At 39.7% G+C, this 18,112-nt stretch carries 10 protein-coding genes; all 10 read left to right on the plus strand.

Annotated features, from left to right (window positions below):
- Positions 1-34 precede the first annotated feature (34 nt).
- On the plus strand, positions 35-1,084 hold the full coding sequence (locus KMW37_RS11475) for a family 43 glycosylhydrolase (RefSeq protein ID WP_215224761.1): 1,050 nt from the start codon (positions 35-37) through the stop codon (positions 1,082-1,084).
- Positions 1,085-1,091: 7 nt separating this feature from the next.
- Complete coding sequence (locus tag KMW37_RS22535) at positions 1,092-1,301, plus strand: sulfatase-like hydrolase/transferase (RefSeq protein ID WP_215224762.1); 210 nt, start codon at positions 1,092-1,094, stop codon at positions 1,299-1,301.
- Positions 1,302-1,449: 148 nt separating this feature from the next.
- Positions 1,450-1,770 (plus strand): hypothetical protein, encoded by a 321-nt coding sequence (locus KMW37_RS22540; protein ID WP_215224763.1) that lies wholly within the window; start codon positions 1,450-1,452, stop codon positions 1,768-1,770.
- 640 nt (positions 1,771-2,410) lie between these two features.
- On the plus strand, positions 2,411-5,653 hold the full coding sequence (locus KMW37_RS11490; RefSeq protein WP_215224764.1) for a SusC/RagA family TonB-linked outer membrane protein: 3,243 nt from the start codon (positions 2,411-2,413) through the stop codon (positions 5,651-5,653).
- Between the two features lie 12 nt (positions 5,654-5,665).
- Entirely contained in the window at positions 5,666-7,501 is a 1,836-nt protein-coding gene (locus tag KMW37_RS11495) for a RagB/SusD family nutrient uptake outer membrane protein (protein WP_215224765.1), read from the plus strand.
- 56 nt (positions 7,502-7,557) lie between these two features.
- Entirely contained in the window at positions 7,558-10,590 is a 3,033-nt protein-coding gene (locus KMW37_RS11500; protein ID WP_215224766.1) for a SusC/RagA family TonB-linked outer membrane protein, read from the plus strand.
- A 13-nt stretch (positions 10,591-10,603) separates the two neighbouring features.
- Entirely contained in the window at positions 10,604-12,376 is a 1,773-nt protein-coding gene (locus KMW37_RS11505; protein ID WP_215224767.1) for a RagB/SusD family nutrient uptake outer membrane protein, read from the plus strand.
- A 20-nt stretch (positions 12,377-12,396) separates the two neighbouring features.
- Positions 12,397-13,332 carry a BT_3987 domain-containing protein gene (locus tag KMW37_RS11510; protein WP_215224768.1) on the plus strand — a complete coding sequence of 312 codons (936 nt, stop codon included), beginning with the start codon at positions 12,397-12,399 and terminating at the stop codon, positions 13,330-13,332.
- Positions 13,333-13,419: 87 nt separating this feature from the next.
- A complete protein-coding gene (locus KMW37_RS11515; RefSeq protein ID WP_215224769.1) occupies positions 13,420-15,417 on the plus strand; it encodes a sulfatase family protein in 1,998 nt (665 codons plus the stop codon).
- Between the two features lie 23 nt (positions 15,418-15,440).
- Positions 15,441-18,047, plus strand: coding sequence for a fibronectin type III domain-containing protein (locus tag KMW37_RS11520; RefSeq protein WP_215224770.1), 2,607 nt, complete (start codon positions 15,441-15,443; stop codon positions 18,045-18,047).
- Positions 18,048-18,112 lie beyond the last annotated feature (65 nt).

An 18,112-nucleotide genomic window follows, 5' to 3' on the forward strand; every position in this document is an offset into this window, starting at 1 on the left:
AACTTAATAAATAAAATTCAATCAAACAGAAATAATGAAGAATAAAATACTGGTGGTTTTGGCCCTTCTTGCCCTTATAGCAAATTATCAAAACGCTCAGGCTCAATCCAATGTCCCCGCTCCATTGTATGTGGACCCTAATTGGCATGGCTCCTGCGATCCTGAGGTTATTTATAATCCTGCTGATCAGTATTATTATATTTATTATACCTCAAGAAGGCCTCTACAAGAAAATACATATTTGGGAACGCCTCTGGGGGTAATTCGTTCCAAGGATTTATCGGAATGGGAGTTTTTGGGCTATTGTAAATTTGATGGACTGGGCGGAACGAAAAATGCAGAAGCTACCTACTGGGCACCAGCCATAGTAGCACACGATGGAGAACTCCACATGTTTGTGACATGGAAGCCTGATTATGAATTGATCAATAAGTCCTACTATGGTGGTCCGGGAAAAATTATTCATTATAAAACCAGTCAAAAAGATCCTGTGAATGGTTGGGAAAGGATTGGAGAAGTACACAATCCTGCTTTAAATTCAATTGATGCAACGGTATACAAAAAGGATGGTAGCTATCATCTGTGGTACAAAGCCAAAAGACCTAAAGAAAAAAATAAGCTTTATCATCTTTCATCCAAAGATATGCTGAATTGGGAAGATGAGGGCTTTTCAAAAAGTGATGTTTTCAATGCGAGTGCTACCGGTTCGGGGTTTGAAGAAGCGCCTTATGTTTTTAACTGGAAGGGAAGCTACTGGCTGATTACCGACCCGCATAAGGGGCTTTTTGTTTATAAAAGTAATGACGCTGAAAACTGGAAATTTCAAGGAACGATTTTGCTGGAGGATGGCAAAAGAAAATGGGATAATACGAGAGCAAGGCACCCAAGTGTTACAGTAATCGGTGATAGGGCATTTATATTTTATCATGTGGAGCCTTGGAGAGAGTACAAAGGACAACCAGCTACCAAACAGCCCCTGCCAAATCGGAGGTCTGCCCTGCAAATGGCAGAGCTGAAAATTGAAAACGGGGATTTGGTTTGTGACAGGGATTTAGAAATCAAATTGCCAGAAATCGCAGAGTAAATCAGGAATGAAAAACCTATATAAAATAATTGGACTATTATTAATAGGTCTTCTTGGCTGCTTTGAAGTTGCCCAAGCGCAGGAAAAGCCTAATGTAGTCATCATTTTTATTGATGATATGGGATTTGGGGATTTGTCCTCTTTTGGCAACCAAGTAGTTTCCACACCCAATATGGATGCTTTGGCAGATAGGGGTTTGAAGCTAACCAACTTTTAGGTGAATTCGCCAATTTGCTCCCCTAGTAGGACAGCTTTAAATACCGGGATGTACCCCCTAAAGTACAAAATTCATTCTTATCTGGACGATAGTCAGAAAAATGCCAATAGAGGAATGAACAATTGGTTGGATGCAGGTTCCGAAAACTATGGCCAAAGTATTCAAGAGGAATGGTTATCGTACCGGTCATTTTGGTAAATGGCACCTTGGTGGAGGCTGTGATGTCGGTGATGCTTATTTACCTCAAGCATATGGTTTTGATCAATCTCTGGTGAGTTTTGAGGGGCTTGGTGACAGACTTTTATTTAAGAATGATGGGCTATCCAATGCGAGTGGTAAGTTAGGTAAAATATGTCGATATATTTTGGAGATAGCAATTAAGAATACCGACTACAGAGTTTGGAATCCTGGTGTCAATATTAAACCCAACCATGTGGTGCTGTTATCCCAACTTAAGAGTTTGAGTTAAATTCAGCATTATTGGCATCTGCTCCCACCTATATGGATATAGGTGATTTTAAAAAGAAATATAATAGGCTGATTCTTTTTGAATCAGCCTATTTTTTAGGCAAAATGTGAATTATGCATTTTGATATACTCTCTTGTTCTTTTAGAAATACAGAAATCAAAATTTTGGAACTCATTCCAGCTTAAGGATTCAAGAAAATAAAAGCATAGCACTATAGCCTGGCGCTGAAAGTTAAACGAACTCACACTTTTTTCTATTCTAAAAGGCAGTTTTTTGAACTCTTGATATTTGATTTTTTACTAATAACAGTATTTAAAATTGCTTAAGTAGTTGTTAATCAGTGGTTTTGTTGATGTGAATAATAACTTAGACTATTTGAATAGATATTAATAAGACTTGGGGAGGGTATTTTTTAAGATTGTATTATCCCAAAAAGAATAAGTTGCTTATGGGGTCTATAATAGAAGAGTTAGAAACCTTAAAAATCCAGAATAATGACCAGACTAAGAAAGCCTTTTTTATCGCTGCACCAAAGGGTAGATCCTCCCTCCAAAAATCAATTAAAACAAATATCATATTAGATTTTTCCTGAAGTCGAAAAGCTTTTAGAAAGATAATTAACAATCTATAACCCTATAACATGAAAAAAAATATACTAAAGCCCAGTTCGTGTATTTTACCTTCAAGTAAGTACAAAGGACTGCGATGGTGTGCTGTATTTGGAATGTCGCTTTTCATGCTAGGTTCTGTTCAGGCAAAACCTAGTGTTATAAAGCATCCCGACGCAGTTGAAAAATTGAATGCAGAAGTAACGGTAACTGGAACCATATTAGATGAATTTGGTGAACCAATGATAGGTGTAGCCATATTAGAGAAAGGTACTGGAAAAGGAACGGTGACGGATATAGATGGGAAATTTTCCATTGATGTAGATGAGAACTCCTCCTTATTAGTTCGTTTTATTGGCTATAAAACCCAGGAAATAAATGTAGCGGACAGCAATAGTAGCTCCATTGAGATTACTTTAGAGCCGGATGTTGCCAATTTGGAAGAAGTAGTGGTGGTGGGATTTGGTGAGCAGACCAAACAGACTTTGACCGGAGCTGTGGGAACAGTGAAGGGTGAAGATTTACAGCGAGTAGGATCTGTGAACACCATTTCTGAAGCACTTCAAGGGGCTATGCCTGGGTTGACAGCTGTCAATAGTGGAGGAAAACCAGGTTCTGATGCTGCAGAGCTTTTTATTCGTGGGCGTTCATCATGGAATGGAGATTCACAACAACCCTTCACACTTGTTGATGGAGTTGAGAGGGATATCAATAATCTGGATCCCAATGAGATTGAGTCAATTTCTGTATTAAAGGACGCCTCGGCAACTGCAGTATATGGTGTTCGAGGAGCCAATGGGGTAATCCTTATTACCACCAAACGAGGCAGAGCAGGTAAACCTACTTTTAATTTCTCCAGCAATTTTGGTGTGAAACAGCCCACGGCAACAGCTTCGAAAGCGGATTATTTGACCGCTATGGAGATGTTTAACGAGGCGGCAACCAATGACAGAAACTGGGACCAGTTGATTCCCCAATCTACCATGGATGCTTGGAGGGAAAACTGGGATAGCAGGGGGGCGTACAATCCCTATTTTCCAGAAGTGGACTGGTATGATATGTTACTGGGTACTGGCTATGAACAGACCTACAACCTAAATGCCAGAGGTGGGACAGAATTTGTAAAATATTTTGTATCCCTAGGTTATCGAAATGATGGTGATGTTTATCAGACCGAAGAACAGGAAGAATATGACCCTGCATTTGGGATGAAAAAGTATAACTGGCGCTCGAACTTTGATTTTGATTTCACCAAAACCACCCAGTTTAGCGTGAATTTCTCCGGTAATTACCGTACCAGAACTCAGCCGGGCTATCGGGTAGACGGTGGTGGAGAAGATGGATATGGGCAGGCTCAGTTTTTTAATAAGCTTTATCAATCACCCACCAATTTGTTTCCAATTTCTTATGATGATGGTACCTATGGGGATTCCCCTTCTGGTGCGCATAATGTTTTTATGCAAATTAACGAAGGAGGACAGCGTACATATAATTATTATCAGGGCTTTTATGATGCCGAACTCAAGCAAAAACTTGATTTTATAACCAAAGGTCTGAAAGCTAAAGCCAGCGTCAGCTACACTTCTTTCTCTAATTATGAGAGACAAATCCTAAGAGGCGGAGTAGGAGGAAGTGATGCTGGTTTCAACAAAATCCGGTATTCAAGGTCTTATGATTATGCTAATCCTATTGAAGGTCCCAATGGTGAATTGACGTATCCAATTATTACTGAAGTTCGTTTTCCTGGCCCTGAAGCACAAGAGGGACCAGTTAATTCAAACCTGCCACAATTATATGGATATAATAGGAGATTGAATTACAGATTTCAGACAGATTATAAAAGAAAGTTTGGTGACCATACGGTAAGTGGAACTGCCCTGATGTGGAGACAGCAAGATACAGGTAGGGAAGGTTATCCAAGTAAAAGGGAAGAATGGGTAGCCAGAGCCAATTATTACTATAAGGATCGCTACTTGTTGGAAGTAAATACGACTTATTCTGGATCAGAAAAATTTGCCCCAGGTTTACGCTTCGGAATGTTTCCTTCGTTTGCCACAGGTTGGGTGGTTTCAGAAGAACCTTGGGTAAAAAATGTAGCGGGTACGTGGTTGGATTTTTTTAAAGTAAACTACTCCTATGGTGTGGTAGGAAGTGATGGTGGGCCAAGATTCCAATATGCCCAAACCTATAATTCTGGAGGTAATATAAGATTGGGGTATGAAAATAACACCAATTATGGGCCTCTTTATAAAGAAGGTACGCCTGCTAACCCAAACTCAACTTGGGAAACCAGTACCATGCAGAACCTATCTTTCAAAATGGATCTATTGGAAAGACTGAACATTTCTTTGGATTTCTTTAAAGAAGATAGAGAGGGGATTCTCATGCAGAGAAGGACACAGCCAGCCTGGTATGGTACTTCAAGTGTTGCTACTGGGAATATTGGAGCTACCAAGAACCGAGGTTACGAAATTGAGATTGGTTGGAATGATAAGATTGGAGCTGATTTCAGCTACTATGTCAATTTTAATACTGCTTATGCCGAAAACCGAATTGTTTACAGAGATGATCCAAGGTTACTGGCCGATTATCTAAAGGAAGCTGGTAAACCGATTGGATGGCAGTCCCGGCTATTGGCGGGAGGAAATTATCAAAGCTTAGATGATATCTATAATGGTCCAACACCCACTCATGGTGTGGCCCAGGGAAGTTTGATTGCAGGAGATTTGATGTTTGTGGATTATAATGGAGATGGAGTGACGGATTCCAATGATCAGGTAGCCATGAAGAATGTACAGTATCCATGGAGAACTTACGGATTAAACCTTGGATTTAACTATAGAAATTTCGGAGTGAATGCCCTATTCTATGGCGTAACGGATGTGGGGTATAATTTCCCAGGCCTGTTGTATTGGGATTTTGACAGTGGATTTATTCAGGCCCAGCCTGATGTGACTTCAAGGTGGACCCCTGAAAATAGTGGAACTGCAGCCAAGCCTGCCTTACACCTTTCTAATGGACACAATAACTCAGGTAGTACGCTTTTGTACATGGATGGGTCCTATATAAGGTTGAAAAATGTAGAAATCAATTATCGCGTAAATACCGCCTATCTGAAGAGATTGGGACTGAAAAGTTTCCAGCTGTATGCCAATGGAAACAACCTGTTTACCTGGTCAAAACTAAAGGATAATAGAATTGATCCTGAAACAAATGGAACCGGGACCTATCCGGTGGTCAAAAGGTATAATCTAGGTTTACGTGTTTCCTTTTAAAATTTTATAGAAATGAGAAAAAATAACCTATATATATTTATTCTTCTTTTTGGATTGTTTTCCTGCGAGGAATATTTGGATGTTTCCCCGGATTTTGGAATAGCAGAAGATGATGTTTTTTCAGAATATCAATCTGCCAGGGGCTATTTGGACAACTGTTATGATGTATTGTATGATATGCATCACTGGCGTTCCCAGGAATTAGATAGAACCAATATCAATGGGCTTTCTGATGAAGCAGGAACCTTGTATAGAAACAATTTGAATCAGGTCATCAATACAGGTTCTTGGATAGATAAGCAAGGAGTAGGAGAGATTGGCTGGGGAGGCGAAACCAATTTTGACAGAGGCTCTATTATTTCCAATGCTTTTTTTGCTATTAGAATTGCCAATAAGGTGATCGAAAAGGTGGAAGAAATTCCGAATTTAAGTCAATCACAACACGATGAGCTTTTAGGGCAAGCATACTTTTTCAGGGCTTGGTATTATTTCCAAATCATTCAGCGATGGGGAGGCATGCCCATTCTTGACAAAGCTTACACTCCAAGTGATGATTTGGATCTTCCCCGTGTGACTTATTCCGAAAGTTCTGAATGGTTGATTTCAGACTTGGATAAAGCCATCAACCTATTGCCACATAAATGGAATGATAATGAATTTGGTAGAGCAACCAAAGGTTCTGCAATGGCAGTGAAATCCATGGCCGCACTATATGCTGCAAGTCCACTAATGCAGAATGGATTGGAAAGTATTCAATATCGGGATTATGGTCAGGAGTGGTCAAAGAAAGCAGCGCAATACGCTCATGAGGCAATCAATTATGTAAATAGCGGTACTGGTGGAACGCGTTATCGTTTGATGGAGGGTGAAGAATATAAGAATATCTTTTACCATGAAAGCATTAATGCAAGTGACGAATCACTTTGGTTTAATTTGGACGGCGGACGTCGTGGTTCAAGAAGAGGTTTAAGATGTAATTATATTCCACAGTTTTTTTCTGGCGGTACTGGAAACGATGCAACGGCATTTTCCGGTCCAACCCAGAATATTGTGGACAAGTTTGAGGTGATCAATGATGGACAAGCCTACAGTATTGATGATCCTAGGTCAGGATATGACCCCCAAAATCCTTATGTCAATCGTGATCCAAGGTTCTATAATAATGTGATAGTTCCCGGTGAAGAATGGGGATTAAACAGTGCTGGTAAACAATTGTACCAGGAATTATATGTAGATGGAAGGGATTACAATATTACTACAACAAGCACCCATACACGTACTAGACAATTGACTGGGTATATGTGTAAAAAGTTTATTTGGCCTGAATGCAATCGCTTTTTTGAGCAATATGATAAATATCGGATCAATCATATTTTCATTAGGGTTGCCCAAGTTTATTTGGATTATGCTGAAGCAATGAATGAAGCTTATGGACCGAATTCGGATCCAAATGGTTATGGACTTACGGCGGTAGAAGCTATCAATGTGGTCAGAAACAGAGTAGGTATGCCAGATGTTCTAGCAGAATTTACAGGCTCGAAAGAAATCTTCCGTGATAAAATCAGAAATGAAAGAGCTGTCGAGCTGTTTTGGGAAAACCACCGTTGGCATGATCTGAGAAGATGGATGATTGCAGAGGAAGTATTCTCCAATCCCATTCAAGGTGTAAGGGCTTTTCCTCCCTCAGGACATAATAAAGTGCAGGATAAAAGTTCATTAGACTTCAATTATGAAGTAGTGGATTTGGAAACAGAACAGCGGGTATTTGGGCTTAGGTACCATTGGTACCCTGTAGCGCAATCCGATGCACAAAACCTCTTTAATTTCCAACAGAATCCAGGTTGGTAATAGCTGATCCTAAAAATGAAATTGAGATGATATTATATAAGTTTAAAACCATATTAATGACATTTGTACTTTTCTCCTTTTGCTCCATAGGCTATGGACAGCAAGAGAAGGGAAAGGCCGCAATGAATCTTCATTCACGCATCGTAGACAGTGAAGGAAATCCATTAAAAAATGTACAGATAACCCTAGGTGAAGGATTGTTGCAAACCAATACAGACGTTAAGGGAGAGTTTTCCCTGAAAGTTGCTCCTAATGGCACTCTCCTAATTTCCGCGCCTGGCTATAAAGATGTAATCATCAAACTTAGCGAGGGGGATTTTGCAGATGAATTGGTGTTGGAAAAGGACCTTGCCTTTGCCTCAAAAAGGGATATTGTGGGTTTACCTGCAGCGATCCAAACGACTCAAAGGGAATTGGTAGGTGCTGTAGGCAAGATTTCAGGGGAAGTATTGGAGAAGCAACCCTCTATAGTTTTTCAGAATACCCTTCAAGGAAGGATAGCTGGTTTGACGGTACGCAATAATGCAAATGGTTTGGGAAACAACTTGGCTGATTTGTATGTGCGGGGATTGGCTAGGGAAGGAGATAATGCTGCTTTGACCATAGTGGATGGTATTGAGCGTCCTATTGAATACCTTAATCCTGAAGAAATAGAAAGTGTGCAGGTTTTAAAGGATGCTAGTAGTAAAATACTTTATGGTCCTCGTGCAGCCAACGGTGTAGTCATGATTACTACAAAAAGAGGCTTGGCTAATACGAAGGTTATCAAAGCTTCTGCAGAATATGGGGTGAATATGACCACCAGATTGCCCGAATACCTCAACAGTGCCCAGTATGCAGAAATGTATAATGAGGCCAGAGGAAATGATGGTTTGTCTCCTTATTACTCACAAGCTGATATCGATGGGTACAGAAATTCTACCGGTGAAAATGATTTGCATTATCCCAATGCAGATTATGTGGATTATTTTCTGCGCTCTACTACGCCATTTAGAAAGGCAAATATTGAATACACAGGAGGGACTGAGGATACGCGATATGCTCTTTTGTTAGGGTATGTAGGAACAGAGGGAGTGGAAAAAGTAGGAAGAACACCTGAACAGGACCGTCTGAATATCAGAGGGAATCTGGATATACAGGTAACGCCTTCTTTAAGTGCTTTTATTGATGGAAATGGAATAATTGAAAGTAGAAGCTGGGGCAAGTTAAATCAGGATCAGGTTTTTAATGAGATCAAGACAAACAGGCCAAATGAATATCCCTTTGTGATCAATGATCCTAATTTTGGAGGAGAAGAAGGCCAGTTGGGAGTGGAAAGAATTCCACCTCTAGGAGGAAGTTACAAAAGACCGGGAAGCCTTTATGGCGATATGGTTTATGGAGGTTTTCAGGAGTATCAGTTTTTCTATGGACAGACCAATTTTGGGTTGAACTTAAAAATGGATGCCATTACACCTGGACTTTCTGCCAAAACCGTTGTGACTTTTGATAGCTACCAATATCATGCAGCTGATCAAATCAATAATCCAGTAAGGTATGCGCAGAAAACAGTGGTAGGGCCAACAGGTATGGATAGCACTGCTTATGTGCAATTGCAGCAACGTGGTATCTCTGGAAATAGAAGTGAAAGAGGAGACAATATCAGTAGAAACATTGGTTGGATGTCCAATATCAATTATGACAGGACTTTTAACAAACATTCGCTAAAAGCCAATTTGTCCCATTTTTATTACTTCAGTGAGAATAGCAATAACCGCCAAAATACGGCCAATTCAAACAGCTTCTTGAGAGCGGCTTATGGTTTTGATAACAGGCTTTATTTGGAGGCTACTGGAGCGGTAATGGGAAGTAATAGATTTGCAAAGCAAAATAGGTATAAGTTCTTCCCCGCGGTAGGTGCTTCATGGATACTTTCTGAAGAAGGTTTCTTAGCGGAGTCTGCTGCCATTGATTTTCTGAAGTTTAAAAGCAGTTATGGAATCATAGGCTATGACAGGGCTACCAGTTTCTATCTCTATGATACGCGCTATTACAATAATGGAAACGTGTCCTTTGGAGAGAGAAACCAGAACAACCAAGGTAGAACAGGTTTTGATAATTTCGGGAATATTGATCTTACCTGGGAGACCTCTAGGGAGTTGAATGTCGGACTTGAAGGCTTAGCCTTTAATAACAGCCTTCAATTTGAAGTGAACTATTTCAACGAATACCGCTCAAATATCATTTTCAACAATCCCAATTCTGTTTTTTCAGATCTAAACGGATCATTGAATATTCCTTTGAATTTAGGGGAAGTATCCAATCAAGGCGTCGATGCAGCCGTGAATTGGCTCAATACTTCAGGGGATTTGACATACACTTTTGGTGCTAATGTACTTTTTGTAAAAAACGAAGTGAAAAGGACGGATGAGGTGATGCACCCTGACGAATATATGAGAAAAACAGGACAGTCAACTGATGCCATATTCGGATTGGTGGACAATGGACTATACAAGGATCAATCAGCTGTAGAAGCTGGACCTTTCCAATCTTATGGACCTTATGGAGTGGGCAATATAGGCTACCAAGATCAAAATGGAGATGGTATGATCGATGATCGGGACAGAATGGCCATCGGTAATACTTTTCCTAGAACTACTTTGGGCGTTAATTTAGACTTGAATTATAAGGGATTTGGCCTGTTTGTGCTAGGTACATCTGAATTAGGTGTGAACCGCATGCTGGATAACAGTTACTTCCGAAATGATAGTGAGGATAAATATTCCTCATATGTATTGGACAGGTTCCATCCAGTTAATAACCCAAATGGTTCAGTACCTGCTTTGACTACTTATGTTGCAACCAATGACTTCAGAAATTCTACCTTCTGGTTGGCTGATGCTTCTTTTTTCAGATTGAAAAATGTGGAGCTGAGCTATAGCATGTCGAATGGGGCTTGGCTAGTGAAAAATGTGAAATTCTACGTTAGGGGAACCAACTTGTTTGTGCTTTCTAAAATAAAGGATCTGGATCCTGAAGTGCTCAATGCGGGCGTAGACAATTATCCGGTATTCAGAACAGTGACTGGCGGTGTATCAGTAAGTTTCTAAACCCAAAATGAAAATGAGAATAAATAAAATATATAAAAATATAACCTTGTATTCTGTATTGACAGGTAGCCTGTTTTCCTGTAATATGGATTTAGAGCCCGTATTGGATAATACATACGGGGAGGAATATGCCTTTGGTCTTCCAGATCGTACGGAAGGGTTTTTGATGAATGCTTATGCCAATGTGCCCAATACATTTGTGGCTGAATATGGTGGAGACTTCCTGGATGTAGCCACGGATAATGCGGTGACCAATGCTTTTGGGAGTGACCTTTACAGGGTTGGGGCAGGGGCTGTGAATCCCCAAAATAACCCAGTTGGGAATTGGTCAAATGCTTATAACCAGTTTAGGAACATTCATATTTTTCTGGAAAATGGTTTGGGAGATAATATTACCTATAATTTGACCGACCCTGATGCAGACATGACCAAAAGGATGAACCTAAAAGGGGAGGCTTTCTTTTTAAGAGCTTGGTGGGGATTTACTTTATTAAAGCAGTATGGTGGCAAAGCCCAAAATGGTGAAGCATTAGGCTATCCAATAGTACTTTCTTCCCAATCTTTTGAGGATGCTGCAGAATTGGAGAGAATCAAGCGAAACACCTATGAAGAATGTGTGGAACAGATCATGGAAGACTTGGATTCTGCCTATTTGTATCTTCCCGAAGAGTATACTGGAGGGGACCCAATTTTAGGCAATCAAAACATTGGTAGAGCAGACCGTAAGACTACCTTGGCTTTGAAATCCCGACTTTCTGTATATGCTGCAAGTCCAGCTTACCGATCGAATGAGGTGACGGTGATTAATGGTATGGGAGATTTTACTGTTGTAAACCAAGCAGCATTTGAAGAAAAATGGGTGGAAGCAGCTCAGCACGCGCAAGAAGCAATTGATCTAATAGGGAATTTTTCCAGTCTTAAAACAGGGGATTTCAATAATAACAATACTCCAAATGAATTTATTTGGAGGAAATACCAAAATAATAGGGACCTGGAAACCAAGAATTACCCAATCTCTGAATTTGGTACAGCGAGGACTAGCCCTTCGCAAAATTTAGTGGATGCATTCCCTATGGAAAATGGTTATCCGATAAATGACCCCCGCTCCGGTTTCGACCCTCAAAATCCATATGAAGGAAGGGATCCGAGATTGGAACTGACGGTTTTTTATAATGGACAAAACCTAAATGGCTCCAATTTAGAAATATATGAAGGTGGAAAGGACTCTAAGACAGGAAATCAAGAAAATACCAGAACAGGTTATTACCTCAGAAAATGGTTGTCTGTCCAGAATGGCTTATTGGATCCTGTAAATCCAAGCAATGACCACCATTACCATGCGCTCATCAGGAAAACCGAGATTTACTTGAATTTTGCGGAAGCTTCAAATGAAGCATTTGGGCCTACAGTAATTGGTCCTGAAATGAACCAATCTGCCGTGGATGTGATCAAATCTATCCGTTCAGCAGCTGGTATCAAAGACAACAGTTATGTGGATGAGGTAGCAGGAATGGGAAAAGAAGCATTCAGGGATTTTATCCAAAACGAGAGGAGACTTGAATTGGCTTTTGAAAACCAAAGGTACTTTGATATGAGAAGGTGGATAATGCCGCTCACTGAGCCTGTAAAGGGAACAGAAATCAATATGGATGAGGAAGGAAACCTTTCTTTTGAGAGCAAGGAGGTAGAGAAAAGAAGATTTGACAATGTTAGGTATTACTACTTGCCACTGCCATATGACGAGCTGGTAAAAAGCCCTCAGATGATCAATAACTTGGGTTGGTAGGAAATTTAAATTTGAAAAGCATGAGACATAATAAAATAATATTCGCATTGGCACTTCTGATCACAGGATTTTATTCCTGTGCGCCATACGAAGAGTATATTGAGGATTTTGATTACTCTATTGTCTATTTCGGTACACAAAAACCTTTGAGAACCATTGTGGCCTATGATAATATGGAATTCAAAGTGGGGGTGGCTCTTGGTGGAAAGAGAACCAACCCGGTAGATGAATATGCCGAGTTTGAAATAGATCCCTCCATACTGGATGATGAAAACCTTACTGAAGGAAATGAATTTGAATTGCTGCCAGCATCCTATTATTCTTTGAGTGATGAAAATAGAATGGTGATACCAGCAGGGGAGTTTATAGGAGATATCACGGTAAGTTTGGATAGGGAGGCTTTTACCCAAGACCCTAACGCAACCAGCAATACATACGCGCTGCCGATCAGGATTTCAAGCAGCTCTTTGGATTCTATTGCATCAGGTAGTTTTGATGAAGGTGGTAATGTGATCAATTCACCTAAAGACTATACCATCCTTGTGGTGAAATATATCAGTGCATACCATGGGACCTATTATCATAAAGGGACGCAGCAGGAACTTGATGAAAATGGGGAAATAATTGATGAAATCGTATATAATAATGATGACCTTATCAAAAATGGCACTTGGGCACTGGAAACGGTGAGCAGAAATCAAGTGCTTACCCCACAGATAGGGAATAAGCAAAATGGAAATATGATTTTGACTGTGGATGAAGGCAGTAATACTGTAAGCTTTAGAACAGAAAGTGAACAAATAGAAAACCTTGAAGGTTCGGGTACTTACAATGAAGAAGAAAGGGCATTTTACCTTGATTATTCGTTTACCCGAAATGGAAAAAACTTTGCTGTTAAAGATACTTTGATCATTAGACAGGCTCCTGAGCTTGACTTGGGTTTTGAGGAATGGTAAAATGATTGATGACAATAATTAAAGGGCTAAGGGAACGGATCCCCTGGCCTTTTTTTATTCACATTGATATCCTTGATTATAGAAATAATGAAAAATACCAATAAATTAATTTTATCAATAGGAGGCAGTTTGCTGTTTCTGTTCTTCAGTATTGTGGCTACCAATGCAAAGGATCCTGATAGGAAAAAGGCTGAAAGGCCCAATATTTTATTCTTGGTAGTGGAAGATACTTCACCCTACCTTTTTCCTGCCTATGGAAATACTTCCATTAGTACACCTAATATTGATTTCTTGGCGGAAAATGGGGTGACCTTTGACAATGCCTTTTCCAATGCGCCATATTGCTCTCCAGCAAGGTCTTCCTTGATTTCGGGGAGCTATGCAACCACTTATGGGACAGATTATCACCGGAATAGCATGGTCGTACCTCAAGAGTACTTCTTTCCTCAATATTTGAAAAATGCAGGTTACTATACGGTTAATGCAGGAAAAACAGACTATAATATTACTAGGGCAGTTCAAAAAGTCAATTATCCAAAAACATGGGATGGGCTGAGTGGCTACAGGAGTGATGATGGTTCTCAGGCCAACGAAAGTTATAATAACCCAGAAAGAGGGAATAGGCCATTCTTTGGGCAATTTAACAATCATACCACTCATATGAGCAGAATGACTTCAGTGACCGTGGATGTGAGAGCGCCTGTCAAACTGGATATGAATAACCTCCTGCTTCCACCACATCTTCCTGACCTTCCTGAGGTGAGAGCAGACTATGCCTTGCACTTGGAAGGTGTTCAAGATACAGATAAGTGGGTTGGGGCATTTTTGGATGATTTAAGAGAAAAGGACTTATTGGAAAATACCTTAATATTTTTCTTCTCTGATCATGGAGGCTGTTTGCCAAGAGGGAAGGCTTTTCCATTTGAATCAGGAATGAAGCCTGCATTGATTGTCTATGCACCAGAAAAATGGCAGCACTTACTTCCAGCCCAAGTAGGATCGCATAGTGGACAAATAGTTGAATTTTCGGATTTTGGCCCTACTTTACTGAGTATTGTTGGAGAGGAGATTCCAGGACATATGCAAGGAAAGCCCTTTATGGGAGAATTTGCTCAAAAAAGAAAATATGCCCACGCCTTTAGGACCAATACAGAAGATCATTTTGATCCTTCTAGAGTAGTGGCAGATGAACAGTATTTTTATATTAAAAATTATACACCCTATAAAAGACATGGCATAAAACAGTCATTTCAGTGGGGAATGCCTGCACAACAGGCATGGGATGATTTTTACTACCAAGGCAAGGCTTCTTTTCCCTTTAGAAGTTATTATGAAGTCAAGCCAAAGGAATACTTGTTTGATATGAAAACAGATCCATATGGCTTGAACAACCTTGCCCATGACCCTTCTTATCAAGAAAAACTCCAAGAGCTTAGGCAAGAAGCTTCATCACATATTAGAAGGAGTGGGGATCTTGGCTTTTTTCCAAGAGATGTAAGAGATGAATTTACCAAGGAAGGAATATCCCTATATGAATGGATTAGGGAAAGTAAGTATGATTTGGCCAGTTTACATGAATTGGTTGAAAGAGCCTCCTCCCCTCAGTCGGGAGATGAAGAATATTTTATGGGCTTGCTCAAAAGTGAACGACCAGAAGTAAGGTGGTGGGCACTTTCTGGATTGGCCTATATGAATTTGACAGAGCCCAACAAGGAAGTAGGCAAAGCAATTTACTCCCAAATAATTTCTGAGCCATATGAAAGTGTCAGGGCCATTGCTGCAGAAGCTATTGTGTACAGTGGCTATGAGCAGGGCTTAGAAATGATGATGGCTGATGTGTCGGAAGGAAATATTTTTGCAGCTTCTTCACTGGAGAATATTGGGGAACTTGCCAAACCTAAATTAGAGGAAGTAAAGGAATTGGCCATTTCAGCCAAATCAGGTAGGATTCGTTTCCAGATGAGAAGTGTATTAATTGATTTTGGACTAATGGATATGGACCAGCTTTTTGAGAAAAACCAAATATCAGGTTTTGTAAAAGGACATAAACATCGAGTGGCCCATCCCATTCCAACATTACCCTAGTTTTTATTAAGGACCAAGATTCAATGAAAAGAAAGAAATCAAATAAATTATTTAGTTCAGTACTGGCTTTAGTGAGTTTTATGAGTTTTGGATTTCTTCAAGCTCAGGAAGTCATTAAAGCTTCATTGGAAGTTATGGAGGATAAGGGGCATCCTATAGAGATGGGGGCCAGTGGTTTCAATGTGCGTATTGCAGATAAAGTATGGGGGTATACCCATCCCGATTTTAGGGAGGCAGTTCATTCGCTACATCCAGGATGGCTACGTTATTTTTCAGGTACTATGGGAGATGCATTTAGTGCGGCCACTGGGGAATATAATTTGGATTATGCCATGATGATGGACCATCAAGAGCAGTATTTCAAGGGAAATAAATTTGTAAACGTAAAGGGACCTCACCGGATCATTGATCTTTATCATTTGTTGGGAGAAGTGCAAGGAAAGTTGGTGGTGACCATCAATGGTTTCACAGAGACTCCCGAAATGACAAGGGTCTTGGCGCAATTCTGCAAGAATAATAATATTGTGGTGGATGCGTGGCAGTTCTGTAATGAACCTTATTTCTATGTTCCTAACCGGAACCGTTACTGGTGGAATGATGGCTATGACTATGCCCAAAAAATGAAACCCCATGCGGAAGCCATTAAAGAAGTATTCCCAGATGCAAAAATGGCTTTAAACTTTACATGGGATGGTATTTGGGACTTTATGAAAGAAATTCACCAATATCAGGAGGAGCAAGGTGCCTATTGGAATGTTTTTTCCAAGCACTCCTATGCTCCCCATGTGGGGGGAAAGGAATCTTTTGACCAAGCAATGAAAAGGGCCAATACAAAAATTGCTGAGGTCACCTCTCCCGAGGCGATGAAAGAAATAGAGGATTATACGGCGCCAGGAATTCCATTATTGATTACGGAGTTTGGAGTTTGGAATAGACCCTTGAATGGCATTTATTCAGCCATCTACAATGCAGAATATACCTTAAGGCAGTTGGCTCATCCCAATGCTTTTTTGATAGGCTCCCATGAGATCAGTAATAAAGCAAGGCCCAAGAAGAATTTGAATAATAGGGTACTGGAAGCATTTGAAAAGGGGGAATCTATTGATACTGATAAATTGAGAACTGGTGTTGAACTGGATGATGAAGGGAAATCTTTGAAAATTTTACATCATGCCATCAATAACTCGTATAAAGTATTGCCTGTAAAGGTAATAGGCACCCAAAAGGTAGAGGGAATGAAAGGAGAGGAGCTTGAATCAGTTTATGCTATGTATTTTGTAGGAAGCAACGGATCGGATTATTTGGCTATTACCAATAGATCCGGTCAGTTTTACCAGTTTGATCAACCCCAAATATTAAGGAATGAAGCCAGAGATTTTAATCATCAATATATTTGGTCCCCAAAAGCAGAAAACCAAAATGTATCTATTAATACTGAAGAGCATGTTGAAGGTCCAATGATAGTAAAACCTTTTTCTGTAAATCTTTTTGAATTTGAAAGTCAAGGACAAAAAATCCCACTAGAAACACGCATCTATAAAACAGAAGTACAAAATGATGGGGTTAAACTAACCTGGTGGGACAGGCCAAATGCCACAGCCTATGAAGTGGTGAAAATTGATGAGGAGGGACAATTAGAAAGTAAAACAATAGCGAGGAATGAATTATTATGGAAGGGTTTGGAAAAGGGGAAAAGTTATAGCTTTGAGGTGGTCACAAAAATAGATGAACGTGAAAGTAGACCTTCTAATATTGTGAATATTGATTTTATAGCACCTTCAAAACCAGAGATATTTAAATTGAGCAAGAGAGGATCTTCTATTACTGTATTTTGGCACAGTGTTCCTGGAGCTACTGGATATAATTTGGAACTTCGAAGTTCGGATGGGGATATTCACCAGCACTATGATGCACGTAATGTTTTTGGATATAGGTTATCAGGATTGGAGCCCAACAAGAACTACCAAATAAAATTGTCAGCTTATAATGGTCTTGGAAGCAATGGGAAAGAGGAAGTAAGAAATGTTTATTTGCCTGAAAACATTCCTCTTCCTGCAAGGAATATTTCTGCTACTGAAACTATTGATGGAAAGGTGTTTTTGCAGTGGATCATTCAGGATACATTAAATACAGATACAAAATACAATGTCTATAGGGGGAGAAAACCTCATGAGTTTGAGCTGTATGCTGAGAATATTTCAGGTAATCAGTTTGTAGATGAAAATCCCAGTGTAGAAAAAAACTTCTTCTATACCGTGAAATCAGTTTTAGGATCAGAGGAACTTGCCTTCTATCCTAATATCGCCACGGTAATAAAAAAAGATCCTTCTTATACAATGGTGATAGATGAAGTTAGTCAGGATGATGAATCTTTTAAAATCAAGGTGGAGATGGAAAATGTGGACATAGATAAGACTTGGGAATTTGGAGTTATGCTAGACGATGTATCTTACCTTAATCTTGAAAGCAAGGCTTTTAAGTCCAATGATATTAATCATGATGGTTTTGAAGTAATTATACCAAAAACCAAACTGATTAAGGGCAGATCCTATAGCATTAAAGCCTATGCAAAATCTAGAAAGGGAGAATTGAATTCATTACCCCCTTTTAATACCTTCAAGGTAAATTAAGTGGTTTAGATTCAGTCTTATATTCAAGAGTTTTATTAATCGCCCAGTTATAAAAATTGGGCGAT

This window comes from Echinicola shivajiensis, from assembly GCF_018642165.1.
GTDB classification, from domain to species: Bacteria; Bacteroidota; Bacteroidia; order Cytophagales; family Cyclobacteriaceae; genus Echinicola; species Echinicola shivajiensis.